Origin of the sequence: Imperialibacter sp. (genome assembly GCF_048007035.1) — a bacterium.
In the GTDB taxonomy this organism is placed as follows: Bacteria; Bacteroidota; Bacteroidia; order Cytophagales; family Cyclobacteriaceae; genus Imperialibacter.
In genome coordinates this window covers 4,842,913-4,868,037 of record NZ_CP180355.1, presented here as the reverse complement: position 1 = coordinate 4,868,037, position 25,125 = coordinate 4,842,913, and the positions used below count along the sequence as shown (strand labels likewise).

The 25,125-nt window shown below is 47.2% G+C and carries 22 protein-coding genes; 16 read left to right on the top strand and 6 right to left on the bottom strand.

Annotated elements, in window-relative coordinates; translation table 11 throughout:
* Nucleotides 1-2: 2 nt before the first annotated feature.
* Nucleotides 3-1,337 (bottom strand): ethanolamine permease, encoded by a 1,335-nt coding sequence (gene eat / locus ACMVP2_RS21130; RefSeq protein WP_416864995.1) that lies wholly within the window; start codon nt 1,335-1,337, stop codon nt 3-5.
* A 165-nt stretch (nt 1,338-1,502) separates the two neighbouring features.
* On the opposite strand from eat, the gene ACMVP2_RS21125 reads away from it, so the two are divergent.
* From ACMVP2_RS21125 to ACMVP2_RS21080, 10 genes are all read left to right on the top strand, one after another.
* Nucleotides 1,503-1,775, top strand: coding sequence for a hypothetical protein (locus ACMVP2_RS21125; protein WP_416864994.1), 273 nt, complete (start codon nt 1,503-1,505; stop codon nt 1,773-1,775).
* 74 nt (nt 1,776-1,849) lie between these two features.
* Nucleotides 1,850-2,467, top strand: a complete 618-nt coding sequence (locus ACMVP2_RS21120) for a hypothetical protein (protein WP_416864993.1) — start codon at nt 1,850-1,852, stop codon at nt 2,465-2,467.
* Complete coding sequence (locus ACMVP2_RS21115; protein WP_339791759.1) at nt 2,464-2,754, top strand: transcriptional regulator; 291 nt, start codon at nt 2,464-2,466, stop codon at nt 2,752-2,754. The genes ACMVP2_RS21120 and ACMVP2_RS21115 overlap by 4 nt, the downstream gene beginning before the upstream one ends.
* A 51-nt stretch (nt 2,755-2,805) precedes the next feature.
* Entirely contained in the window at nt 2,806-4,146 is a 1,341-nt protein-coding gene (creD, locus tag ACMVP2_RS21110; RefSeq protein WP_416864992.1) for a cell envelope integrity protein CreD, read from the top strand.
* Between the two features lie 135 nt (nt 4,147-4,281).
* The gene (locus ACMVP2_RS21105; protein WP_416864991.1) at nt 4,282-4,680 is read left to right on the top strand and encodes a VanZ family protein; all 399 of its coding nucleotides are present in this window, start codon (nt 4,282-4,284) and stop codon (nt 4,678-4,680) included.
* Nucleotides 4,681-4,795: 115 nt separating this feature from the next.
* Nucleotides 4,796-5,101 (top strand): helix-turn-helix domain-containing protein, encoded by a 306-nt coding sequence (locus ACMVP2_RS21100; RefSeq protein ID WP_416864990.1) that lies wholly within the window; start codon nt 4,796-4,798, stop codon nt 5,099-5,101.
* A complete protein-coding gene (locus tag ACMVP2_RS21095) occupies nt 5,094-5,441 on the top strand; it encodes a HipA N-terminal domain-containing protein (RefSeq protein ID WP_416864989.1) in 348 nt (115 codons plus the stop codon). Before ACMVP2_RS21100 ends, ACMVP2_RS21095 begins: the two co-directional genes overlap by 8 nt.
* 10 nt (nt 5,442-5,451) lie before the next feature.
* Nucleotides 5,452-6,339: a type II toxin-antitoxin system HipA family toxin gene (locus ACMVP2_RS21090; protein ID WP_416864988.1), complete on the top strand. Its 888-nt coding sequence runs from the start codon at nt 5,452-5,454 to the stop codon at nt 6,337-6,339.
* Between the two features lie 202 nt (nt 6,340-6,541).
* Nucleotides 6,542-6,772 (top strand): type II toxin-antitoxin system HicB family antitoxin, encoded by a 231-nt coding sequence (locus ACMVP2_RS21085; protein WP_416864987.1) that lies wholly within the window; start codon nt 6,542-6,544, stop codon nt 6,770-6,772.
* Nucleotides 6,769-7,002, top strand: coding sequence for a type II toxin-antitoxin system HicA family toxin (locus ACMVP2_RS21080; protein ID WP_416864986.1), 234 nt, complete (start codon nt 6,769-6,771; stop codon nt 7,000-7,002). The genes ACMVP2_RS21085 and ACMVP2_RS21080 overlap by 4 nt, the downstream gene beginning before the upstream one ends.
* 149 nt (nt 7,003-7,151) lie before the next feature.
* On the opposite strand, the gene leuB is transcribed toward ACMVP2_RS21080, so the two are convergent.
* The 5 genes from leuB to ACMVP2_RS21055 all read right to left on the bottom strand — a co-directional run bounded on the left by leuB (nt 7,152) and on the right by ACMVP2_RS21055 (nt 14,247).
* Nucleotides 7,152-8,216, bottom strand: a complete 1,065-nt coding sequence (gene leuB / locus ACMVP2_RS21075; RefSeq protein ID WP_416864985.1) for a 3-isopropylmalate dehydrogenase — start codon at nt 8,214-8,216, stop codon at nt 7,152-7,154.
* Between the two features lie 5 nt (nt 8,217-8,221).
* The gene (locus ACMVP2_RS21070) at nt 8,222-9,736 is read right to left on the bottom strand and encodes an alpha-isopropylmalate synthase regulatory domain-containing protein (RefSeq protein WP_416864984.1); all 1,515 of its coding nucleotides are present in this window, start codon (nt 9,734-9,736) and stop codon (nt 8,222-8,224) included.
* 9 nt (nt 9,737-9,745) lie between these two features.
* On the bottom strand, nt 9,746-10,339 hold the full coding sequence (leuD, locus tag ACMVP2_RS21065; protein WP_339815283.1) for a 3-isopropylmalate dehydratase small subunit: 594 nt from the start codon (nt 10,337-10,339) through the stop codon (nt 9,746-9,748).
* A gap of 23 nt (nt 10,340-10,362) precedes the next feature.
* Nucleotides 10,363-11,760: a 3-isopropylmalate dehydratase large subunit gene (gene leuC, locus ACMVP2_RS21060; RefSeq protein ID WP_416864983.1), complete on the bottom strand. Its 1,398-nt coding sequence runs from the start codon at nt 11,758-11,760 to the stop codon at nt 10,363-10,365.
* 267 nt (nt 11,761-12,027) lie between these two features.
* Nucleotides 12,028-14,247 carry an ATP-binding protein gene (locus tag ACMVP2_RS21055; RefSeq protein ID WP_416864982.1) on the bottom strand — a complete coding sequence of 740 codons (2,220 nt, stop codon included), beginning with the start codon at nt 14,245-14,247 and terminating at the stop codon, nt 12,028-12,030.
* Between the two features lie 215 nt (nt 14,248-14,462).
* Here ACMVP2_RS21055 and ACMVP2_RS21050 point away from each other — a divergent pair, with 215 nt between their 5' ends.
* From ACMVP2_RS21050 to ACMVP2_RS21025, 6 genes are all read left to right on the top strand, one after another.
* Nucleotides 14,463-14,804, top strand: coding sequence for a PadR family transcriptional regulator (locus ACMVP2_RS21050; protein ID WP_151998445.1), 342 nt, complete (start codon nt 14,463-14,465; stop codon nt 14,802-14,804).
* The gene (locus ACMVP2_RS21045) at nt 14,801-17,458 is read left to right on the top strand and encodes an ABC transporter permease (RefSeq protein WP_416864981.1); all 2,658 of its coding nucleotides are present in this window, start codon (nt 14,801-14,803) and stop codon (nt 17,456-17,458) included. Before ACMVP2_RS21050 ends, ACMVP2_RS21045 begins: the two co-directional genes overlap by 4 nt.
* Nucleotides 17,458-20,079: an ABC transporter permease gene (locus ACMVP2_RS21040; RefSeq protein WP_416864980.1), complete on the top strand. Its 2,622-nt coding sequence runs from the start codon at nt 17,458-17,460 to the stop codon at nt 20,077-20,079. The genes ACMVP2_RS21045 and ACMVP2_RS21040 overlap by 1 nt, the downstream gene beginning before the upstream one ends.
* A 40-nt stretch (nt 20,080-20,119) precedes the next feature.
* Nucleotides 20,120-22,729 (top strand): ABC transporter permease, encoded by a 2,610-nt coding sequence (locus tag ACMVP2_RS21035; protein WP_416864979.1) that lies wholly within the window; start codon nt 20,120-20,122, stop codon nt 22,727-22,729.
* Nucleotides 22,730-22,861: 132 nt separating this feature from the next.
* Complete coding sequence (locus ACMVP2_RS21030; RefSeq protein WP_416864978.1) at nt 22,862-23,890, top strand: DUF4097 family beta strand repeat-containing protein; 1,029 nt, start codon at nt 22,862-22,864, stop codon at nt 23,888-23,890.
* Nucleotides 23,891-24,003: 113 nt separating this feature from the next.
* Nucleotides 24,004-25,125, top strand: a complete 1,122-nt coding sequence (locus ACMVP2_RS21025) for an FG-GAP repeat domain-containing protein (RefSeq protein WP_416864977.1) — start codon at nt 24,004-24,006, stop codon at nt 25,123-25,125.

Sequence of the window (25,125 nt, the reverse complement as noted above, 5' to 3'; positions counted from 1 at the left end):
GGTCACGATTCTTTATAGGTGAGCTTAAACCAAATATAAGCGATAATTAGCAGTCCGAAATAGACCAGGGCCAGCATTGGATTGTACCACGTGATGGCCACAAAAGCTATCGTTGCTATTACTAACGCAGTCGCAGGAAATAAAGGATACAACGGCACTCTGAACGGGCGCTTGAGGTCGGGTTCATTTTTTCTGAGTACAAAGAATGTAATCATCGACAAAATGTAGAGTGTCAACGCACCGAAACATGCAATAGTGATAATTTCGCCAGTTTTTCCGGTGAGCAGCGCTAATATTCCAATGCCCATATTTACCACCAGGGCATTGGCAGGTGTACCGGTTTTGGGGTGCACCCTGCCAAGGGCTTTGGGCACATAGCCTACCCTTCCAAACTCAAAAGTAGAGCGACCTGCTGCCAGAATAATACCATGAAACGATGCTACCAGGCCAAAAAGCCCAACCGTAATCAGCAGGTGATACAGAATATGCTCATTCCCAACTATTTTCCCAAGCGCTAGTGGCAGTGGCGAATCTGAGGCAGTGGTACTTCCTTCGGGAAATACGATGGCCTCCCATCCCGCCACACCCACCGATGAGACAAACGTAAGAACACAGAGTACCACCAGGGTAAAAATAGCCGAGCCGAAACCAATGAGTATGCTGCGTTGTGGATTTCTGGCCTCCTCCGCCACATTGGCTACCCCTTCGATGGCAAGAAAAAACCATATAGCGAAAGGAAGAGCGGCAAAAATGCCCTGAAATCCATTGGGCAGTGAATTTGCCTGGAGGTTTTTGAATTCAAAAGCAGGCAGTGTCACCCCAGCAAAAATCAACAGTTCCACTACGGCCAGGATAGTAATGACTAGTTCAAAAGTAGCTGCCGCCCTGACGCCGACGATATTAAGAGATGTGAAAATAATATAGGCTGCCAAAGCGATCAATAGCGTATCGATGGCAGGAAAGAAAATATGAAAGTAGGCGCCAATGGCTGCTGCAATAGCCGGAGGTGCAAAAATGAACTCTATATTCTGAGCCATGCCTGTGAGAAAACCAAGATTTTTACCAAGTGCCCGGTTAGCATAGTCGAACGCCCCTCCTGCCTTTGGAATAGCGCAAGCCAGCTCGGTATAGCTGAAAGTGAACGTGACGTACATAATGATAATGAAGAAGGTAGCGATGGCCAACCCAAGCGTTCCACCCTCCGCCAGGCCTAGGTTCCAGCCGAAGTACATACCAGAGATGACGTAGCCAACGCCAAGCCCCCAGAGCATCAGTGGGCCCAGCTTAGGTTCAAGTTTATTATCAACTACAGCACTTTCCGGTTTGGTCTCTCCCATCGTCCGAAAATAGCGATTTGTTATTCAATTGTTAAGCAGAAGTGAGGTTAAGGATATGTTAAGAGTGAAGGTAAAAGCACGCAAAGACGCTAAGTCGCAAAGGGAAGTGGGGTGTTTTGCGATCTTTGCGGCTTTGCGAGATAAAATTATACGTAACTTTCACCTATGCGCCTCCTCCCAACAGAGCATAAAGATATAATGAACCTGCTTAAAACAGCAGGGCTTGAAAATGAGATCCTGCTGACCAAAAAGACAGGTTGGGTGCACCTGAAACATAAAGGCGAAGTGTTTAGCTTTCACAGGAAAAAAGTAACGAAACTTGAGAATGGACAATTTTCAGATACCGTGGAGTATTATGTCGGCTCACCAAGAAATCCAGAAAAATTAGCCGACTGGCATCATGTCGCCGCCCGATTAAAAGCCTGGCTGCAAAAATAATTCACCCGAACTGAAAAACACATTTGCAAATTGTCCGTATTAACACTTACTTTGAATTACAAAGTACTTTTTAAATGGAGAAACAAAAATACTTAGACGACCTGCAGGAAATTAAGTCGATCATGGATCGCTCTTCCAGGTTTATCTCACTAAGCGGCATGTCGGGCATTGTAGCTGGCTTCCTGGGACTCATCGGGGCTTACGTCGCCTACGAAATGGTCTATAGCGGCCAGGACTATCTTGGCTACCGGCAGGCACTGCTGAGCAACGAGAACATCTCTCAGTTGTTGATCATCGCTGTGGCACTCCTGCTGTCGGCTGTGGGTGCCGGTTTGTTCTTCACACAGCGCAAAGCCTCCAAAAACAACCAGAAATTGTGGGATAGTCAGGCCAGACGATTGCTCATCAACCTGTTTATCCCACTGGCAGCGGGCGGCATACTGTGCGTCATCCTCCTCTTTAAAGGGCTGATCGGCCTGCTTGCCCCACTTACATTACTCTTCTATGGGCTCGCACTCGTCAACGCCAGTAAATACACACTTTCGGAAGTAAGAAGCCTGGGCCTGATGCAGGTGGCACTGGGGTTACTGGCCTGTCAGTTTATTGGGTATGGCCTGCTCTTTTGGGCGGTAGGTTTCGGCTTGCTGCACATTATCTATGGCATTGTGATGCATGTAAAGTACGGGTCGTGAAAGAACTGCTGAAAGATTTGAACAAGGCGTTTGAGAACAAAATCCGTCTGGGCATTATGTCTGCCCTGATGGTCAACGATGCTATGGATTTCAACTCGCTCAAAGGTCTTCTCGATGTTACAGATGGCAATCTGGCGACTCACCTGAAGTCACTGGAAACAAGCACTTACATTTCTGTCCAAAAGGAGTTTATTGAACGAAAACCCAACACCAAATACATGGCCACGTCGGAAGGAAAAGAAGCCTTTGTTAAACATATCAAGGCCATTGAACAGCTTTTGAAGTAAAAAAATTTATCTAATCACTTTGAAAAACAAAGTACTTTTAAATTACTTAACATGGAAAATGAAACCACTCCGCTAGAAAAAGTAAACAACTGGATTAAGAATTCAGTGATGTTAAAGCTTGCCACCATTACCATTTTGGTACTGCTGCTCTTAATTCCCACATCAATGATCACATCGATCATCAGCGAACGGGAGTATCTCAATAATGCAGCTGTATCAGAAGTCAGTGGCAAATGGGCTGATAGTCAACTGGTGAACGGCCCTATCCTCACCATACCCCTTGTGTACGAATACCTGAAGGACGACAAGATAGTGGAAGCGGTGAAGTATTGGCATATCCTGCCCAAGTCGCTCGACATCAACGGAACGGTTGACCCGGAGAAGCTCAGGCGAGGTATTTACGAAATTGTCGTTTACAGGTCGGCGCTGGCTGTGAATGGCAGCTTTGTGCTCGACAAAATGCCTGACGAAAACAACCTGAAGACCATCAGGTGGGGGCAGGCGTTTCTTACCATCGGCATATCAGACCTAAGAGGTATTGAAGACGATGTGATCGTTAAATGGAATAACCGTGACCTGAAAGTTGAGCCCGGCTCCCGTATTTCAGACATCGCCTATGCTGGCTTTACCGTCGCAGTACCTGACCTGACCGATGCCTTTGGAAAGGATCTCGCTTTTGGTTTTGACCTAAAGCTTCAGGGAAGCCAGAACCTGTCGTTCACTCCTCTTGGCAGTAACAGCAACATCAAGCTGACGTCAGCATGGCCCAGCCCGAGCTTTAACGGCAATTTCATTCCTGACGACCGGGAAGTAAGCGATGCCGGCTTCTCTGCCAACTGGAAAGTGCTTCAGCTCAACCGAAACTTCCCTCAATCGTGGATCGACTCGGGAGAAGCCGAGAAGCTGCAAAATTCGGCCTTTGGTGTGGATCTCATCTTGCCCCTGGATGACTATCAGAAGTCGATGCGGTCGGCTAAATACGCCATCATGACAATTGTGCTTACGTTCCTTATCTTCTTTCTGGTAGAGATACTGAATGGCCGAAAAATCCACCCTTTCCAATATACACTTGTGGGATTAGCTCTTTCCCTGTTTTATATCCTGCTTATCTCGATTTCAGAACACACCAATTTCAACGTTGCCTATGCCGTGGCCACCTGTGCGATTGTTGGAATGATTTCGCTTTATTCGATGAGTGTGTTTAAAATGCCAAAGCTCTCCATGTTGCTGGTAGCTACGCTTATTGGCATCTATGGTTTTCTGTTTGTCACGCTTCAGCTGGCCGACTATGCCTTGCTGATGGGCAGCATAGGACTCACCATTATTCTGGCCATCACCATGTACTTCACACGGAATATTAACTGGTACAAGTTGAATATTGCTACTGAGTAGATGTCGCTGATAATGATTTTAGACTTCGATTACCCCGACCCTGAAGGGAGCGAAGTCTAAAATTTTTGCACCCAGCCAATTGGCTCATCTGAACAACGAATAGTCACAGATAATAACTTAAGAAAATCCCTTTCAATGAGATACATCCCCTCCCTCCTCTTTTTTGCTTTCATCTGCTTCATAATTGTAATGGCAGATACAAATCATAAGCTTGGTTTAATGAAGATTATTGAAGGCGTCCCCCTTGGCGACAAAGTGGGGCACTTTATGCTCTTTGGGTTTCTTGCAGGCCTGATCAATGTTGCACTTAGGTTCCGACGGCTAAAAATACGGTCATTCGACATCAATGTGGCCGGAGTACTGGTCTTGTGCTTTGCGATAGCCGAAGAGTTTACCCAGCTGGCCTTTGCCAACAGAACTTTTGAACTGGCTGATATGGTCAGCGACGTGCTGGGTGTTTGGAGTTTTGTTTTCCTTTCAGAATGGATGTGGAGAAGAAACGAATCGAAGGGCGAACGCAGGTTTAAATCGTAGCTATGGATAACAAACCCTGAAGAGATTCACTAAGGCTGCTTCTGATTTCAATATTTGTTGTTTATTATCAACATTTATCCTATTTTTGTTTATAATAAACAACATTTTTTTTCCAGTGCAGTCAAAAAAACAGGTACTCCTTCCCAAATTCCAGAAGATATTAGAGCAAGTTGGGGAAAACATCAAACTTGCCCGCAAACGCCGGAAACTTACGACGTTGCAAGTATCTGAACGTGCTGGCATCGACCGCACTACCTTGTATCATATTGAAAAAGGTAACCCAAGTGTTTCTCTGGGAGCTTATTTCAACGTGCTACGGGTATTGGGCCTACAGGATGATTTCTTACAACTTGCAGCAGATGATGAGTTTGGCAGAAAGCTTCAGGACCTGGAACTGATAAGCAAAAAGAGAAATGGCTGACAAAACAGATATATGGGTATATGCGCACTGGTTGGGTATGGAAGAACCGAGATGCATGGGTATATTATCTGCCTTGCAAGCCAAGGGGAGAAAAGCATTTACTTTCGCCTACGATGAACACTGGATTGCCTCTCAGGAACGACTTCTCCTTGATCTGGACATCATGTGGTACAAAGGGCCACAATACCCCAAAGACAAAGAAAACTTTGGCATTTTCCTCGATTCAATGCCAGATACCTGGGGCAAGACATTGATGAGACGCAGAGCAGCATTAATCGCACAAGACCATGCAAAAGCAATACCTATTCTTTACGAGGTAGATTTTATTAGGTGTGCATGACCTTAGTCGTATGGGAGCCTTGCGGTTCAAAAAAGATCCCGATGGCAACTTTCTGGACGACGATCCTTCATCGCCAACACCCCCATGGGCAACAGTAAGAGAATTACAATACGGAGCTTCAATGATCGAAGCTGATCATGATACTACTGAAATCAGGAAATGGCTGGCCATGTTGATAGTTCCTGGCTCTTCGTTGGGCGGCGCCCGACCCAAAGCGAATATTTTAGACGAGACTGGCCATCCGTGGATTGCAAAATTCCCTTCCAAAAATGACACCACCGACAAAGGTGCCTGGGAATACCTCACTTATCGTTTGGCAGTTGACGCAGGCATTGATATGGCAGCATCCAAAATGGAAAAGGTGGCCGGAAACTATCATACTTTTTTCACTAAACGCTTCGACCGTCAAAAACAAAATCGTATTCATTTTGCTTCCGCTATGACCATGTTAGGGAAAAATGAGGAACTGATCAGAGATGAAACGCCCTCCTATTTGGACATCGTTGAGTTCATTCAGTTTTCAGGAGCTCACCTGACCGAAGACCTTAGGCAGCTTTGGCGGCGACTCGTGTTCAATATTTTAATTTCAAATACAGATGACCACTTAAGAAATCATGGTTTTATATTGACCAATGACGGGTGGCGCCTGTCACCAGCTTTTGACCTAAATCCCTCTGTTGAAAAAAATGGCCTCGCTTTAAACATTGATATGCATAGCAATGCCCTGGATTTAACCCTGGCTAAATCTGTTGGTGTTTATTTCAGGTTATCTGAGAAAGAAATGAACATTATTATTGATGAAGTGAAGTCGTCGGTCAGCAACTGGAAAACAATTGCCGCAGAGGTCGGCATTTCCAGAAATGAGCAAATCCTGATGCAGGGTGCTTTCGGTGTGTGACTCGTCCCTGTTTTGATTTAAACCGGTGGTAAGAAAATAGCAAAGTACCCGGAACTCGGTTTCGTGTTCCTTTCTGAGTGGTTGTGGACGATTACCAGGGCATCACGATGGAGAAGCGGCTCAAATGATAATCATTCTGCTAGTTTCCTACTCAGAAACTAAAATTGTTATCATTATCTTTATAATTACAAGTTGTCAGTTTATGAAAACAAGCTATCAGTTCACTGCGCAAATAGAGAAAGACAAAGAAACCGGGCTTTACGTCGGTATTGTACCTAACCTCCCAGGGGCACACACACAGGCGAGCACACTCGACGAGCTGCAGACCAACTTGAAAGAGGTAGTGGAGCTTTGCTTGGAAGAGTTAAGCCCGGAGGAGCTCGGCAATTTATCTGAATTTATAGGCTTCCAGCAAATATCGGTTTCGGTGTGAGCAAGCTCCCTATTATCAATTCAAAGACATTTGAACTACTGCTTTTGTCGCTCGGCTTTGAGATAAAAAGACAAAAAGGAAGCCATGTTTTTTACCGGCACCCGGATGGAAGATATACAACACTCCCACACCACAAGAGTACGGACATCAGCCGGTCTTTAACTAGAGCAATATTGAGGCAAATCGACCTTACCCCAGAAGAATTTATTGCGTTGTTGGGTAAACTTTGATAGCGTTTAGTCTATCGAGCTTTGTCCCCCCTTTCTGACATGTGAATTAGGACATTCTTCAAAGATTTCACTAAAACAAAAAGGCGCAAAGAGAACACTTATCCCTTTGCGCCTCGATGATTTCCCTTACAACAATTAGCGAGGAAATATCAATTCTTCTTCACCCAATCAGCTACCCAGTCACCAACTTCAGAAGTCGACTTCGAAGCTTCCTTGCTGATATCTTCTGTCACGAAATTCGCATCAAGTGAAGCGTTCACGGCGTCTTTTATTTTCTTCGCTTCATCCAATAGATTAAAAGATTCCAGCAGCATGGCCGCCGAAAGGATGGTTGCCACAGGGTTCGCAATGTTTTTGCCAGCTGCCTGAGGGTAAGAACCGTGGATAGGCTCAAACACAGACGTATGCAAGCCAACAGACGCTGACGGCAACAAGCCAAGTGAACCAGTAATCACGCTGGCCTCATCAGAAAGGATGTCGCCAAACATGTTCTCCGTCACCATCACGTCAAATTTCTTTGGCCACTGGATCAACTGCATGGCAGCGTTGTCGACAAACATGTAGTCCACAGTGATTTCGGGGTAGTCTTTCTCCATCCGCTGCGACACCTCTCTCCACAAACGGGAGCTGGCCAACACGTTGGCTTTGTCAACAACGGTCAGTCTTTTGTTTCTCTTCCTAGCATACTCAAACGCCAGCTTCAAAATCCTTTCAATTTCATCCACTGAGTACACGCAGGTATCAAAAGCCGTCTTTTGGTCTTCTGTCCTTCCTCTTGGCTGACCGAAGTAGATACCACCTGTTAGCTCACGCACAACTACGAAATCAGCCCCTTCTACCCTGTCGTTCTTCAGAGGGCTTTTGTCGATCAGCGAGGGAAAGGTAGCTACGGGACGAATGTTGGCATACAGGCCAAGCTTCTTTCTCATGCCCAGCAAGCCCTGCTCAGGTCTTACTTTGGCTTTCGGGTCGTTATCGTACTTGGGGTCACCAATAGCGCCGAAAAGCACGGCATCAGCAGCCATACAAATTTCGTGGGTGGCATCAGGGTAAGGCTCGCCTACTTTGTCGATGGCAGCTGCACCGGTCAGGGCAAACTGAAAGTCAAAACTATGTCCGTATTTTTCACCGATGGCTTTCAACACTTTAACGGCCTGATCTACGATCTCCGGGCCTATTCCGTCTCCCGGAAGGGTGGCTATTTTATACTGCATGCTCCTTATTTATGATTTTCAATAATGTTCAACATCTTAATGGTAGCCTTAATGGCCGCAACAGTCTGGTCAGGGTCGAGTCCCCTGGTTTTGAATTTCTTGCCGTTCTCCCAGGTGATCGAAGTGATCACCAACGCATCGGTTTCTCCTCCCGGAGGAATCTGCACCTCATAGTCGATCAGCTTGGGCAGCTTACGCCCGAAGTCGTCGTAAATGGCCGTCAGCGAGTTCATGAAGGCGTCGTACTGTCCGTCGCCAGCGGCAGTCTTTTCGTAGGTCTTCCCTCCTATCTGGATAGAAAGGGTTGCCATGGATTTCAAGCCCTGAGCAACCGACAAGGAATAGTTTTTGATAATGACATGCTGCTCAATCTTCTCACTGCGAAGCACGTCGTTGATAATGAAAGGAAGATCCTCTTTAGTGATGGTTTCCTTTTTATCTCCGAGCTCAATAATCCGCTCGGTAATCTTCTTGGTATCCTCTTTGCTCAGCTCTATGCCCAACTCCTCAAGGTTCTTCTTGATGTTCGCTTTTCCCGACATTTTGCCCAGCGCATAAGAGTAACTCCTACCAAACCGGTCCGGGCTCAGGCTGTTGTGATACAAATTATCCTTACTGTCGCCATCGGCATGGATGCCACTGGTTTGGGTAAATACAAACTCACCAATCAATGGCTTATTGCCAGGAATACGGACGCCGGAGAATGACTCAACGATTTTGCAAACCTTATAGAGCTTGGTTTCATCCACCTGCATATCGAGGTGCAAGTGATCCTTCACAATCCCAATTACGCTCGACAACGCCACATTGCCTGCCCGTTCGCCCAGTCCATTCAAGGTGGTGTGCACGCCGTAAATGCCTGCCTCAAGCGCTGCATACACATTGGCTGTGCTCAGGTCATAGTCGTTGTGAGCATGAAAGTCGAAGTGAGCCTGAGGAAATTTAGCGGTCATGGCCTTGCAGAAGTCGTACGACTCCTTGTGGTTCAAAATGCCAAGGGTGTCCGGCAGCATGATTCTTTTAACGGGCATTTTCAGCAGCCCCTCAATCATGGTATCTACATAATCGGGCGAGGTGCGCATGCCATTCGACCAATCTTCGAGGTACACATTGATAATGAGCCCCTGCTTGTGAGCGTAGTCAACTGTTTCGGCTATGTCTGTCAAGTGCTGGCCTACCGTCTTTTTCAGCTGCCCTTCGCAATGCTTGCGGGAGCCTTTGCACAGCAGGTTAAGCACTTTGCCTCCTGAGTTTTTGATCCAGTCGACAGAAATATTTTTATCCACAAAGCCGAGTATTTCCACCCGGTCGAGAAAGCCGTTCTGGCCTGCCCAATTCAGTATTTTCGTCGCCCCTTTCAGTTCTCCCTCAGATACACGAGCCGACGCCACCTCAATCCGGTCGATGTTCAGCTCCTCCAGCAATAGCTGCGCTATCGTCAGCTTTTCACTGTCGGTAAAAGAGACACCGGACGTCTGCTCCCCATCTCTGAGGGTCGTATCCATTATTTCAACCTTCATGGAATTGGCTTAAGCCCTTGAAGACTCGAATGCTTCAATATCTTTTTTAATGTTCAACAGGTAATCGATGTCGTCGAAACCGTTGATCATGCACTCTTTTTTGTAGGTGTTGATTTCGAAGCTTTCCTTCTCGCCTGTAGCCAGGATGGTGAAAGTCTGATCCACCAGATTGGTTTCGAATTCAGCTTTTGGATCTTTTTCAATCGCATCAAAAATCTTGCGCAGGAACCCTTCAGAAACTGTTACAGGAAGAAGGCCAGTGTTCAGGGCATTGCCTTTGAAAATGTCAGCAAAAAAGCTTGATACAACTACCCTAAAGCCGGCATCGTAAATTGCCCACGCAGCATGCTCACGGCTGGAACCAGAGCCGAAGTTCTTGCCACCCACCAGGATTTTTCCACTGTATTTAGGGTTGTTCAACGGAAATTCAGGAATCGGCTGATTGTCTTTGTCGTATCGCCAGTCACGAAACAGGTTGTCACCAAATCCTTCCCGGGTGGTTGCCTTCAAAAACCTGGCAGGAATAATCTGATCTGTGTCAACGTTTTCAACGTCGACAGGTACCGCACGACTTACTAGGGTATGGAATTTATCTTTTGCCATGATAGAGTTCTGATTAGGGTGAATTACATTACTTCTCTGGGGTCGACCAGGTGACCGGTAACTGCCACTGCTGCTGCCGTTAGCGGGCTTGCCAGCAAGGTTCTTGAGCCCGGGCCCTGCCTTCCTTCGAAGTTTCTGTTTGAAGTAGATACGGCGTATTTGCCAGATGGAATTTTATCATCATTCATTGCCAAACATGCCGAACAGCCAGGTTGACGCATTTTGAAGCCTGCAGCCTCCAGTGTCGCCACTATGCCTTCTTCAATGGCCATTTTCTCCACCATTTTTGAGCCCGGCACAATCCACGCAGTGATGTTATCAGCCTTCTTTTTGCCTTTCACAAATTCTGCAACAGCCCTTAGGTCTTCGATACGGCCGTTGGTACAGCTGCCTACGAACACGTAGTCGATCGGCTTGCCCTGAAGCTCGTCACCTGCATTGAAACCCATGTACTTCATCGACTTCTCGAACGACAACCGCTCGCTGGCAGGCATCTCGTCGAGCTTCGGAATATGCGATTTTATTTTAGCACCCATGCCAGGGTTGGTGCCGTAGGTAATCATTGGCTCGATATCAGAAGCATCGTACGTCAGCTCCTTATCAAATTTCGAATCGGTGTCAGAGTAAAGCTGTTTCCATTTGGCCACAGCCTTGTCCCAGTCAGCACCTTTTGGCGCAAACTCTCTGCCTTTGATGTATTCAAATGTTTTTTCATCAGGAGCGATCAAACCACCACGGGCGCCCATTTCGATGCTCATGTTGCAGACCGTCATCCGGCCTTCCATAGAAAGGCTGGTGAAGGCTGAACCTGCATACTCGACAAAGTAGCCCGTTCCGCCTGACGCAGAAATCTTGGAAATGATATAAAGAATAAGGTCTTTGGCAGTTACCGACTTGTGCAGGTCGCCATTGACTGTGATTCTCATTTTCTTTGGCTTGGGCTGCATGATGCACTGAGTAGCCAGCACCATCTCGACTTCGCTGGTGCCTATACCAAAAGCAATACTACCAAATGCGCCATGCGTTGAGGTGTGACTATCGCCACAAACGATGGTCATGCCAGGCTGTGTGATACCCATTTGTGGCCCCACCACGTGTACAATCCCCTGAAAAGGGTGGTTAATGCCATAAAGCGTAATGCCGTGTCTTTCGCAGTTCTCAGTCAGCTTATCAACCTGAAACTTCGAAAGCTGGTCTTTGATGGTCAGGTGCTGATCGATGGTTGGAATATTGTGATCTGGCGTAGCCACTGTTCTTTCCGGCCTAAACACTGGCACTCCCCTTTTTTCGATGCCTCCAAAGGCCTGAGGGCTCGTAACCTCGTGAATGAGGTGTTTGTCAATATACAAAACGCTCGGGCCGTCCTTGATCTCCTTTACTACATGGGCATCCCAAATTTTATCAAACAGCGTGCTTCCCATTTTTTATTCTGTCTTTAAGTGTTGTCTTGCGATAATAATTCTGAAAAAGCGCAATTACTAATTCAAAAGAGGGTGCAAAATTAAGGAATAGAATTGGAAAATGCTTTTAAAGTGGTGAGACAATATGCTTTGGATCAGCAAAAAAATAGCACAGCCGGTGGATGGCACATAACGTCCCTTTCAATACCTCCATGGTTGATCAGCTGATTTGACCTAACTCAATGCTGGGATTTTATCGTTTTGACTTTCCTCCCGGAAGGCATTATTTCAGGAAACGGGAATTGTAAAATGGAAGCTGCTTCCTTTTTTGAAGATGCTTTCCACCCAAATCCTGCCACCAATCACCTCCACAAAATGCTTGCACATCATCAGTCCAAGGCCAACTCCTTTCTCGTTTTTGGTGCCGAGTGTTGTGAACTGAATGTCGTTAAAAATGCGCTCCATGTATTCAGGTGGTATGCCCTGCCCCGTATCCTGTACTGTTATTTCCACAAAGCCATTTGCTTCGTTTGAGGAAGTGGTGATGGTGTCGCCAGCGTTGCAAAATTTAATAGCATTGCTTACCAGGTTACGAACCACCAACTCAACCATGTATGGGTCAGCAAATACCATAGTGGCGGGCTCCAGGTTATCAATGCATATAATTCCCTTCTCAAGCGCTGCTCTTTCGTACAGCTGCATTTTCGGCCCCAAATGTTCCTTGATGTCAAACCTTTGAGGCACTGCCTTTATCCCTTCCATCTGGCTCCTTGCCCAGTAGAGCAGGTTGTCAGTCAGAGCGGTGAGGCTGCCAATATTAGTCAAGACAGTTGGGAGCAATTTTTGGAACTCCTCTTTCGAAATTGACTCATTGCTAATTAGTCCGACTAACCCACCCAGGTTCACAATAGGCCCTCGTAAATCGTGAGAAACGATGGAAAACATAAGGTTCTTTATCTCATTCGACTTCCTGAGCGCCTCTGCCTGCAACGCCAGCTCCTCCTTTTGCCGGGTTATCTCCAGATTTTTTCCGGTGAGCACTTTATTGATACCCTTGATTTTCTTGTTGGTCACCACAAAATACCCTCCGAAAGTCAACATTGCGATTAGCAATATGATCAGCCCATATTGCTCAAGGCGGGCTCGCTGCAAATCCTGATCCCGAAGCAGGCTATCTCTCCTGAGCAACTCGTTTTCGTTTTCTTTCTTTTCCGCTTCAAACTGTTCCTTCATGAGTGTGATCTGCCGAAACTTTTCATCAGAAAACAATGAATCTTTGACCTCGGAATATCGCTGGTAGGTTTCATATGCCTTTTGATAGTTATTTTGGAGTGAATACACCCTGGATATATTGAGGTAGTTGTCCTTAACTATTTCCTTGTATCCATACTTTTCGGCGACGGCATTGCTCTCGTTGGCAAACTGAAGTGCATTCTTGTAGTCTCCCTTATCTGCCATGGTCGACGATATACTTTGCTTGGCAAGTGCTCGCCTGTAGTCGGAGTTTGTTTCCTCGGCCAATTGCAAAGCTTTGAAAAAGTAGTCGAGGCTTTTGTCGTAAGCTTGCATTTTGGCGTATGTCTTTCCAAAGCCATTTAAGTTCAGCCAAATCCCACCTATGTTATCCTCAGCATATTTTTCCAGCGACAATTGAAAATAATATAGTGCAGAATCGTACTGTGCCGCCGAACGCATGAAGCTGCCCATATTGTTGAGTGCATACCCGGTAGCCGACTGATCCTCTGCTTCCCTGGCGAGGGTCACCGCCCTTTTAAAATAAAAAAGAGCGTCCTCTTTTTGTCCCCACGACTCGTAGATGAGCCCTATGTTGGACATCGCCAGGCTTAGAAACTTGGTCATGCCCAACTGTTCGAAATAGGCAGTCGCATCTATATAGCTTTCAATGGCTTCACTATAATTACCCAACCCCCACAACACTGCCCCCTTGCTATTCAGTGCAATACCGAGAAGCCTGTTGGTCCGGAAGTCAGTTGAGTCGACCAACCTTAATTTATTTCCTAATTGAATGGTGGAGTCGTAGTAAAAAAGGCTTGTAACGAGCTTGCCCCACTGCCAATAAATATAACCAGTGCTGTTAAGTACACTTACAATTTCCCGTTGCTGAGCAAAATTGTCTGGATTGGCTTTTAAGAGTTTTCTATGCAGCTGAATAGATTGGGCTAAAAATGACAACGCACCATCATAGTCTGACCGGTAAAGCTCATTATAAATTTGTCCACGGAATTGCAGGAGTTTTGCCTGAGCAAATTCGTTGCCAGTTCTCTTGGCAAGATCGAGGCCTTCAAGCACTCTTTGCATGGCCTTCTCGGAGGGTGCAAGTTTATCGTAAAGCTCAATCAGGTCGATGTAAACTCTCAGTCGGGCTGTATCCGATTTTACCGACTTCAACTCAACTTCCAGGCTATCGATGCTGGCTATTTGTGCCTCCGTTTCTATAGAAAACAAGACACAAAGAATAAAAATCACTGACCAAACTAACTTTTCCATGCTCACTTAAAGGTTGCCACCATAAGGTAGTCAAATATATGCCGTATCATCAAGATATTCGATCAGCTCCCCCAAATATCCGTTCGACACCGATTTATCTCGATAAAGGTATTTTCGTTTTTGCCTTTCATGTTTAAAAAACTATTTCCTACTAAAAAGTAGAACAAATAATGACTCTCTTCGTATATTAGCTCTACAATCTAGTATCATATACCATGAAGGAAACAAAATTGGGCGAATTTGAAGAAGTTCTTTTACTGCTTGTGGGCATTCTGGGAGAAGAAGCCTACTCTTTCAAAGTAGCAGAAGAGTTCGAAAGTCAGACGAAACGAGAAGTCTCCATCGGAGCTGTGCACTCCACTCTTAACCGGCTGGAGGAAAAGGGCTTTCTCGAATCGGAAATGGGCCAGGCCACAGCCGAGCGGGGCGGGCGCAGGAAGCGCATCTATACCATCACCGCCAGTGGCCAACGAGCACTGGAGACTTCAAGAGACTTTCGGGTTTCGTTGTGGAGTCAATTTCCGGCCTTTGCCACTGGCAAACTAAACTTTGGTTGAAAAAGCGGCGCCACATACCGCCCCCTTTAGCAGAACGGCTGCTCCAACGAGTGCTCCGTGACGACCTCGCCGAGGAAGTACTGGGCGACCTGGAGGAGAAGTTCTATGCTACAGTGGAAAAAAAGTCGGCCAGGAGGGCGAAGCTGAATTACTGGTACCAGGCGATGAATTACCTGCGGCCATTTGCTATACGAAAGTCAAGACTCAAAAACTCAAATACACAGGCCATGCTACAACATTATATCAAAATTTCCTGGCGATCTGTTTCACGCCAGAAGGCATTTTCATCAATCAAAATCGGCGGTTTTGCTATGGGCATTGCTGCTTGCCTACTTATCGCCTTGTTTGTAAGGCATGAGTTGAGCTACGATACATTTTATCAGGATCAGGGCGGCATTTATCGCATGACCAACCAATGGAAGGAAGGTGGCGAAGTTGGGAGATGGACCAATTTGCAAGGTCCGCTAAAAACCGTCATTGAAGAAAATGTTCCGGAAGTAGATCTCGTAGCAAGAACAGTGCTGTGGAGTTGGGGAAACGCCGGTTCGAACCTCGTCAGGAAAACCGAATCGAATTTCAATATTGATGAGGATGGCTTCTTTTATGCCGATCCGGAGCTTCTCAGCTTTCTGGAAATCAAAATGGTTCATGGCACGAGAGAGAATGCACTTGCCGAGCCAAACAGAATGGTGATTTCCCAGACCATTGCTGACAAATATTTTTCGGGTGAAAACCCTGTTGGCCGACAAATGGTACTCAATGACAATCCGGAAGATACTTACACTGTTGGCGGAGTCATGGAAGATTTTCCTCTCAATTCGCATCTTCAGGGAGACTTTATTCTTACGCTCTTTGGCAGAAAATCTGGCCCTGGAACGAGCGGCTGGTGCTGTACCAATTATGTCTTCTACACCAAATTGAAACCTGGAGCTGATCCTGGCGCTACTGAACAAAAGCTTTTACAAGTGAGAGACACCTACGTAATGGATCAACTCCGCACAGCTGGAAAAGCAGGACTGAATGAAATGCAAGAGCACCACAGCTACTATCTGCAGCCCATTGCCGATGTGTATCTGAACAGCGCCGAAGTAAACGATAACAGTCAGCACGGCTCTCTCGATTTGGTGTGGATTTTTGGTGCCATTGCCGGCATTATTCTCCTATTGGCTTGTGTGAATTTTGTCAACTTGTCTACTGCCAGGTCTATCCAGAGGGCCAAAGAAGTAGGACTAAGGAAAGTTGTGGGCTCTGTTAGGTCCGACCTGATCGTTCAATATCTGTCCGAGTCTGTCGTCTTTTGCACAATAGCCATTCTTTTGGCACTGATCATGGCGACAATCGCCCTTCCATTTTTTAACTCTCTGGCGGGAAAATCCCTTGACATGCCCTGGTTCGAGTGGTGGTTTGCTCCCTCCCTTCTGGCTCTTGCATTGACCATTGGCATCCTGTCAGGGCTTTACCCAGCTATTTACCTGTCAAAATTCAACCCATCAGAAGTTTTGAGAGGTGTTAAAGGCGCAGGAAAAAATACTTCTTTTATGCGAAGCGGCATGGTCGTGTTTCAATTTGCGGTAACTGTGATCCTTATCATTAGTGCGATCGTATGCCAGGAGCAGTTTCGATTGATCATGAACAAATCGCTGGGCTACGACAAAGAACAGGTCATCAATATTTTGGGGCTCAATACTTTGGATTCAGCAAAGAAAGTAGCGCTTAAGAATGAATTACTGAGCGTTCCTGAAGTGAACTTTGCGACAGTAAGCGACTTCCTCCCAGTGGAGGGGGGCGCAACGCACAATAGAAATTACTGGCTGGCTGAAGAAAGGCTGCTGAATAACGGATTCGAAGCGGCCAGGTGGACGGTCGATGAAGATTATCTTGACGCTTTTGGGATGACGCTCATGGAGGGGCAAAACTTTTCCGGAATAACCTCCGACCGGTTCAATATTATCATCAATGAATCAATGGCAAAGCAACTGGCACTTCAGGAGCCTGTGGGAGCCGAGGTCATCGATATGTTCGACGAAAAATACAAAGTGATCGGAGTCGTGAAAGACTTCTATTTCGAATCTGTACTAGGGACGGTAGAGCCACTTGCCATGGTTTACGGCACAGGAAACGAAGTACTGTCTGTAAGTGTGAAGTCAGCCGATATCAAAAACACATTGACTGCCCTGGGTGCTGTATGGGAAGGCTTCGTGCCCAATCAGTCTTTCAAGTACGCATTTTTGAATCAGCGCTTTGAACAGATGTATGGTGCCCTCACCAGGGCCCGGACACTCTTCATGACTTTTGCAGTACTGTCAATTGTTATCGCATGTCTCGGCCTGTTTGCGCTTTCAGCCTACATGGTAGAGCGGCGAGGCAAAGAAGTGGGCATTCGCAAGATCCTGGGAGCAAGCGTGTCCGGTATTGCTGCCTTGCTGGCCCTCGACTTTATGAAGCTGGTATTGGTAGCCGTTTTTCTTGCCATTCCAATCGGGTGGCTTTTAATGGATGCTTTCCTTGGCGACATCAACAACCGGGTGGAGCTATCATGGGGGCTGTTTGCCATTGCAGGTCTGTCAGCAATTGTCATTGCTCTGGCGACCATTAGCATTGAAACATTGAAAGCAGCTCTAACAAATCCTGTTGAAAAATTACGGTCAGAATAATGCCACGGTCAATAAAATCGACTCCACCCCGCCTGGCTGAAAAGCTTCTCCTCCGAGTGGTCAGAGACGACCTCGCCGAAGAAGTCCTCGGCGACCTGGAGGAGAAGTTCTATCTAACGGTGCAAAAGAGGTCTGTTTGGAGAGCGAGGATTAATTACTGGTACCAGGTGGTGAATTACCTGAGGCCATTTGCTCTTAGGAAATCGAAACGGTCAATAAACTCAAATAACATCGACATGTACATTAATTACATCAAAACTGCTGGACGCCACCTGCGGAAAAACAAACTGCATTCGTTTATCAATACGGCCGGGCTTTCGGGGGGCATGGCAGTCGCCATCCTCATTGGCCTGTGGATCTGGGACGAGTTGTCGTACAACAAGTACCACGAAAACTATGACCATGTGGCCCAGGTAATACAAAACGTATCCAACAACGGAGAAATTCAGACCTGGAGAACGGCTCCCTATCCACTAGCTGAGGAGCTCAGAAGTAGCTACGGAAGTGATTTTAAAGAGGTGATTCTCGCTTCCGGCCAATGGGAAATGATCATCGCAGCAGGTGACAAAAAGCTCACCAAGACCGGGTTGTTTGTAGAGCCGAACCTGCCCGAGGTGCTGACACTAAAAATGATTGCCGGCAGCCGGAACAGCTTGCAGGATCCCGCTTCCATCCTGCTTTCTCAATCACTGGCAAAGGCTTATTTTGGCGATAACGACCCGGTTGGACAGCAGCTTCAGCTCGACAACCGGATGAATGTGTTCGTCACAGGCGTGTACGAAGACCTGCCGGGCAACTCTACCTTCAAAACCGTTTCCTTTTTTGCGCCATGGCAGCTGTACTACGATGCCACCGAGTGGATCAGAACAATGAATGATCCGTGGCGGCCCAACGCCTTTCAGGTGTTCGTGGAGTTACCCGAAAATGCAAACCTTAGTGCCATTTCGGCCAAGATAAAAGATGCAAAGCTCAAAAAGGTAAATCCCGAATTGGCCAAAAAGCAACCGGCACTCTTTCTTGACCCCATGAGCAACTGGCACTTGTACTCTGACTTTGAAAACGGAGTGAACGTGGGCGGCAGGATCAAGTACGTATGGCTGTTTGGCATCATTGGGGGCTTCGTTCTGCTGATGGCCTGCATCAACTTCATGAACCTGAGCACCGCCAGGTCCGAAAAAAGGGCAAGAGAAATTGGCATTCGCAAAGCGATTGGCTCCCACCGAAGCCACCTGATAGCACAGTTCTTCACCGAGTCAGTTTTGGTCACCTGTCTGTCTTTTCTTCTTTCTGTCATCATCGTTCAATTGTCGTTGCCATTTTTCAACGAAGTGGCCGACAAGCAGATAGCAATCCTCTGGAACAACCCCGTTTTTTGGATGATTGGCGTTGGCTTCACCTTATTCACAGGCCTTATTGCAGGCAGCTATCCTGCGCTCTACCTCTCATCCATACAATCAGTGAGGGCGCTCAAAGGCACCTACAAAGCAGGCCGTATGGCGACTATTCCACGCAAAGTGTTGGTAGTCGTTCAATTCTCTATCTCCTTCATTTTGATCGTGGGCACGCTGGTCGTATTTAAGCAGATCGAATTTGCCAGAAACAGACCCCTGGGTTATGACTCAAACGGTCTCGTGGCCATACCCCTCCTGACCAGCGATATTCATAAGCATTTTGATGCAGTCAAAACAGAGCTGACAAACAAGGGTGCCATCGTAGAAATGGCTGAATCGGAAAGCCCGATGACGAGCACCTGGTCAACTACCAGCGGCTTCGACTGGCCGGGTAAAGATCCCGCTCTTTCGGTCGATTTCCCTACGGTAGGTGTTTCCTTCGACTTTGGCCAAACCATTGGCTGGGAGGTAACACAGGGCCGGGACTTCTCAAAAGACTTTGGATCGGACAGCTCAGCGGTGATTTTAAATGAGGCGGCTGTTGCATTTATGGGTCTGCCAAGTCCGGTGGGAGAAACTGTGAAATGGTTTGGCGACCCGCTAAAGGTGGTGGGTGTTGTCAAAGACGTCATTGCCAGCTCTCCTTATGAGCCCGTGGCGCCTACTGTCTACTATGTTAACAATGATCCCGGCAACTATGTGATCGCCAAGCTCAATCCCACCGTAAGTGGCAGCAATGCCATGGCAACTATTGAAGCAGTCTTCACTACATTCAACCCATCTCAACCATTCGAATATCAGTTTGTTGACGAAGCATATGCAAGGAAATTTGGCAACGAACAGCGAATTGGCAAGCTGGCCACCGCCTTCGCATCTTTGGCCATTTTCATCAGCTGTTTGGGCATTTTTGGGCTGGCCTCATTCGTGGCAGAGCAACGCACCAAGGAAATTGGTGTGAGAAAAGTGTTGGGTGCTTCATTGTTCGACCTTTGGAAACTGCTTTCCAGGGACTTTGCGGCTCTTGTGGTCATATCATCTCTCGTGTCTATTCCAATGGCCTATTACCTGCTGACCGGCTGGCTTGATAACTATGAGTATCATACCACGCTCAACTGGTGGGTGTTCGTAGTCACTCTGGCAGGCACACTCATTATCACGCTGGCGACTGTCAGCTACCAAACCATCCGGGCGGCGATGGTGAACCCTGGCAAAAGCCTGAAAAGCGAGTAGATGAATGTTACACCATACATAGTAAAAGCGTCCAAATAGCATGAACAAAACGAACACTCCTCCACGTCTTCCTGGGAAGTTGCTTGTAAAGCTTCTCAAGGACGGCCTCGCCGAGGAAGTGCTGGGCGACCTGGAGGAGAAATTCTATCTGACGGCCGAAAGGAAGTCACTATCAAAAGCCCGGCGCAATTACTGGTATCAGACACTTAACTACCTGAGGCCATTTGCAATAAGAAAGACACAGTCAACAAACTCAAATATTACAACCATGTTCAAGCACAACTTACTACTTTCCTTCAGGAACTTTAAAAAGTACAAAAGCTCCTTCTTTATTAATCTCGTTGGTCTGTCAACCGGTCTGGCCTGCGCTCTGCTCATTTACATGTGGGTAAACGACGAGCTTCACGTCAACAAATTTCATGCTAACGACGACAGGCTCTATCAGGTAATGGAAAACACTGAGCTGGCCAATGGAATCATTACGCAAACTAGCACACCTGACTTCCTGGCCGAAAATATGATCAAAGAGTTTCCTGAGATCGAAATGGGCGCTGGCGTTACTCCCTCCGAGTGGTTTGGCAACTTCACGCTTGTGGAAGGCGACAACTATTTCAAAGCCACCGGTCAGTACGCTGAGACAGACTACTTCAAAATGTTCTCCTTCCCATTGATTGAAGGCGACGCCTCAACAGCTATTTCCGACATTGGATCGATCGCCATTTCCGAAGACCTGGCTAAAAAAGTCTTTAAAACCACTGAAAATGTGATCGGTAAAACCATGGAGGTTCAGCTCCTCAATTTCAAATACCCGGTAGCTGTTTCGGCTGTTTTTGAAAACCTCCCGGCCAACTCAACTGAAAGCTTCGACATGGTGCTTTCGTGGAAGATGTGGCAGGACATGAGCGATGCAATAGGAAGAAATGTGCACTGGGGAAATCACGGCCCAGACACCTATCTGGTTCTCAGACAAGGCACTGACATTGATGCATTTAACCAAAAAATTGAGGGATACATCAAATCAAAACTTGAGAACTCCAACGTATCACTGTTTGCCACAAGGTACTCCGACAGGTACTTGCATGGCTCCTACGAAAACGGCGTGCAAGCCGGTGGGAGAATAGAATATGTCAGGCTTTTTTCGGTTATCGCCGTTTTCATCCTCCTGATAGCCTGCATCAACTTCATGAACCTGTCCACTGCCAAGGCTTCCAGACGGGTGAAAGAAGTAGGTGTTAAAAAAGCCATTGGAGCCGATCGGAAGTCCCTTGTTTTTCAGTACCTGAGCGAATCTACCCTGCTTGCCTTTTTCTCTCTTTTTGTCGCCATTTTACTCGTCTTACTTTTCCTTCCACAGTTCAATACCATCACTGGAAAGCAGCTTTCGCTCGGCCTTGACGCCAACCTTATTGTCATGGTGCTTGGTATCACAATTGCTACCGGACTTTTATCAGGCAGCTACCCCGCACTTTACCTTTCGAAATTCAATGCGGCTTTTGTGCTAAAAGGCGGTAGAATAAGCACTTCGGTAGGACAACTCTGGGCAAGAAAGGGGCTTGTTGTCTTTCAGTTTGCCATGTCGGTTATTTTGATCGTTTCGGTGGTGGTCGTGTATCAGCAGGTGAATTATGTGCAGTCTAAAAACCTTGGCTATAGCAAGGACAATGTGATCCACTTCGACAAGGAGGGGCGAGTAATGGAGAATCAGGATGCCTTTCTTTCGGAAGCTAAAAACCTCCCGGGTGTAGTGAACGCATCGAGCATTCAAGCCATTGTAGTAGGCTCCCAAAACTCGACGCAGGGTGTGGAGTGGGAAGGTAAAAACCCCGAGGAAAATGTGCGGTTTGAGGTAGTAACGGTTAACTACGGCCTTATTGAAACATTGGGCATTGACATCCTGGAAGGCCGCTCTTTCTCGAAAGACTTCGGTGCCAATGAGGAAAACCTTATTTTCAATGAAGCAGCCATCAGAGCCATGGGGCTTGATGATGCTGTAGGGAAGCCTGTCAAGTTTTGGGGCAAGGACATGAAAATCGCCGGTATCGCCAAAGACTTTCACTTTCAGTCGCTACACCAAAAAGTAAACCCGCTCATCATCAGGTTCGATCCATCGCAAACGATGAAAGTGATGGTGAAAATTGAGGCTGGCCAAGAAAAGGAGACGCTCGCAAGGCTGGAAGACCTTTATGGCGAATTCAACCCAGGCTATTCGTTCGAATACAGCTTCCTTGATCAGGACTACCAGGCACAGTACGTGGCTGAGCAGAGGGTCAGCAGCCTGTCGAAGTATTTTGCAGGGTTTGCGATCCTTATCTCCTGCCTTGGCTTGTTTGGTCTGGCATCCTTCACCGCAGAGCGTCGCCTTAAAGAGATTGGTGTTCGTAAAATCCTCGGCTCTTCAGTTTGGAGCATTGTATGGCTGCTTACATCAGACTTCACAAAAATGGTGGGTGCCGCCATCCTTATTGCCTTGCCCATCAGCTATTATCTTACCAGCACCTGGCTACAGGACTTCGCTTATTCTATCAATCTGACGGTTTGGTATTTTGCAGGAGCAGGAACAGTTGCGCTGCTAATAGCGTGGATCACAGTAGGCATGCAAACATTAAGAGCTGCCCGGGTGAACCCCGCCGACTGCCTGCGCTACGAGTAAGAAATAAAAAAAGAAGATAACGCAACCTTTGAGCCCGAAAAGCATCTTTAAATAGTGTAACCACACTGGCAACGACAAACGTCTTAACCAGTGTGGTTCATTACCATGCTTTTCTAACAAAACTCAAATAAAATGAAATCAATTGCTCTACTACTTTTCTGCGCACTGGTAACGGTCTCTTCCGCTATTTCCCAGGACTTTGACTACTCATTCAAAGAAACCTACAAAGTTTCAACACCTGCACAACTCAGCATATCGTCTTCCGACGGCAACATCGATGTGCTGCCCGGTAATGGCAGTGAGATAGAGGTGTTTTTTGTGGTCAAACAAAACGGCCGGATGCTTGATATCTCAAGAACTCAGCTGGAAGAAGAGTTGACACTCACCATCATTAAAACAGGCAGCAGTGTTGACATTACGGTGAAATACCCCAATAATTCGTGGAATATTGACTGGAGAGACCGCATCAATGTGGACTTTAAAGTGTATGCTCCCAAAGAAACCGCCAGCGACCTGAGGTCGTCGGATGGTAATGTGACGATTAAAGGCATGACCGCCAGCCAGAAGCTAAAGACCAGTGATGGCAACATCGTCCTTGCAGAAATCACCGGAGACGTATCCGGCGTGACGTCGGATGGCAATATCAGGGGTGAGAAAATCAAAGGAAGTGTATACAGCCGGACCAGCGATGGCAACATCGACTTCAACAATGTTATTGGGGACGTGGAGTCTACGACAAGTGACGGCGACATAAGGCTGACAAATATCAATGGAACCGCCAGGGCTCACACAAGCGACGGCGACATAGAAATTTACAAAGCCAAAGGGAAAACACACACCGCCAAAACTTCGGACGGCGACATCTATTTCGAAGACCTGACCGGGGGAATGGAGGCCATAGCATCGGATGGCAGCATCAAAGGCAATATCATTGAATTAAGGGGCTCGTTAAGGGCTAAAACCTCTGACGGAAACATAGAGATTTCTGTGCCCGACAATCTGGGCATGAACCTCTATGTGAAAGGAGAATCCGTCGACGTGCCGCTGGTCAACTTCTCAGGGCGATCCACAAAAGAGGTCATCGATGGCAAGACCAACGGTGGCGGTGTAGACGTGAACCTGAGCACCTCCGACGGAAGGATCAGACTGGTGTACAGGTAGTTGCCGGTTTGCTCCGTATTTCGATAAGAAACTCGTATTTTCATTTGCAAATAGCCCACAACCCGGAGCTCAGCAGCCGGGTTGTTGCTTTTTCCATGTAAAGAACATACGCCATGATTTACTTCCTCAGTCTCATCATTCTGGTGTTTACCACACCTCCCAAGCTCCCATTCGAGGCACAGTTAATTGACGACCAGGTAGCGATTGGCTACGGCATCGCACTGGGCGACGTTGATGGCGATGGCAAGCCCGACATTCTCCTGGCCGACAAAAAGCAGTTCGTCTGGTACCGAAATGGCGACTGGAAGAAGTTTGTTATGGTCGACAACCTGACCGAGCGGGACAATGTGTGCATTGCGGCAATGGACATCACCGGAGATGGCAAAGTAGAAGTAGCCGTTGGCGCCCAATGGAACCCAGGCGAAACCAGCAATGCAGAACAATCGGGCTCCGTTCACTACCTGATAGCACCCGAAGATCGAACTCAGCTTTGGAAGGCCGTCGAGCTTCCACACGAGCCTACCATTCACCGGATGCGCTGGGCAAAGGCATCAAACGGTAAATTTCACCTCATAGTGGTGCCTTTGCACGGCAGAAACAACAAAGGAGGCGAAGGAGACGGGGTGAAAATCATCGCCTACGAATACCCAAAGAACGTTGAAGGTGACTGGAATAGCGTGGTTTTAGATAACAACATGCACATGACCCACAACCTGGATGTGGCAGCTTCAGGGCCAAAGAGTGGCAGCCTGTATTTTGGTGGCAAGGAGGGTGTGAGGGTCATTCAGAATTTCGCAGGTAAGAGCTCATCCGGGGCAGCCAAAAAGATAGCGGGAATGGAGTACGGAGCCGGAGAAATACGGGTCGGTAATAGCCTCCTCGCCACAATTGAGCCAATGCATGGAAATGCTGTGGTGGCCTACCTTGGAAACGAAAGGACAAGGGCAGTGCTTGACGACCAATTGAAAGAAGGCCACGCCCTGGCAGTAGCCGATTTTCTTGGCACCGGTAATGAGCAAATCGTTGCCGGATGGCGAGTGCCCAATGCCGAGGGAAAGGTAGGTATCAAGCTCTATCAGCAAGGAAATGGAGGGAAATGGGAGTCGCAGTGGATCGACGACAACGGGATGGCCTGCGAAGATTTGCAGGTAATGGATTTGAACGGCGACGGCAAACTGGACATTGTGGCCGCCGGAAGGGCCAGCAACAACCTGAAAATTTACTGGAATAAATAG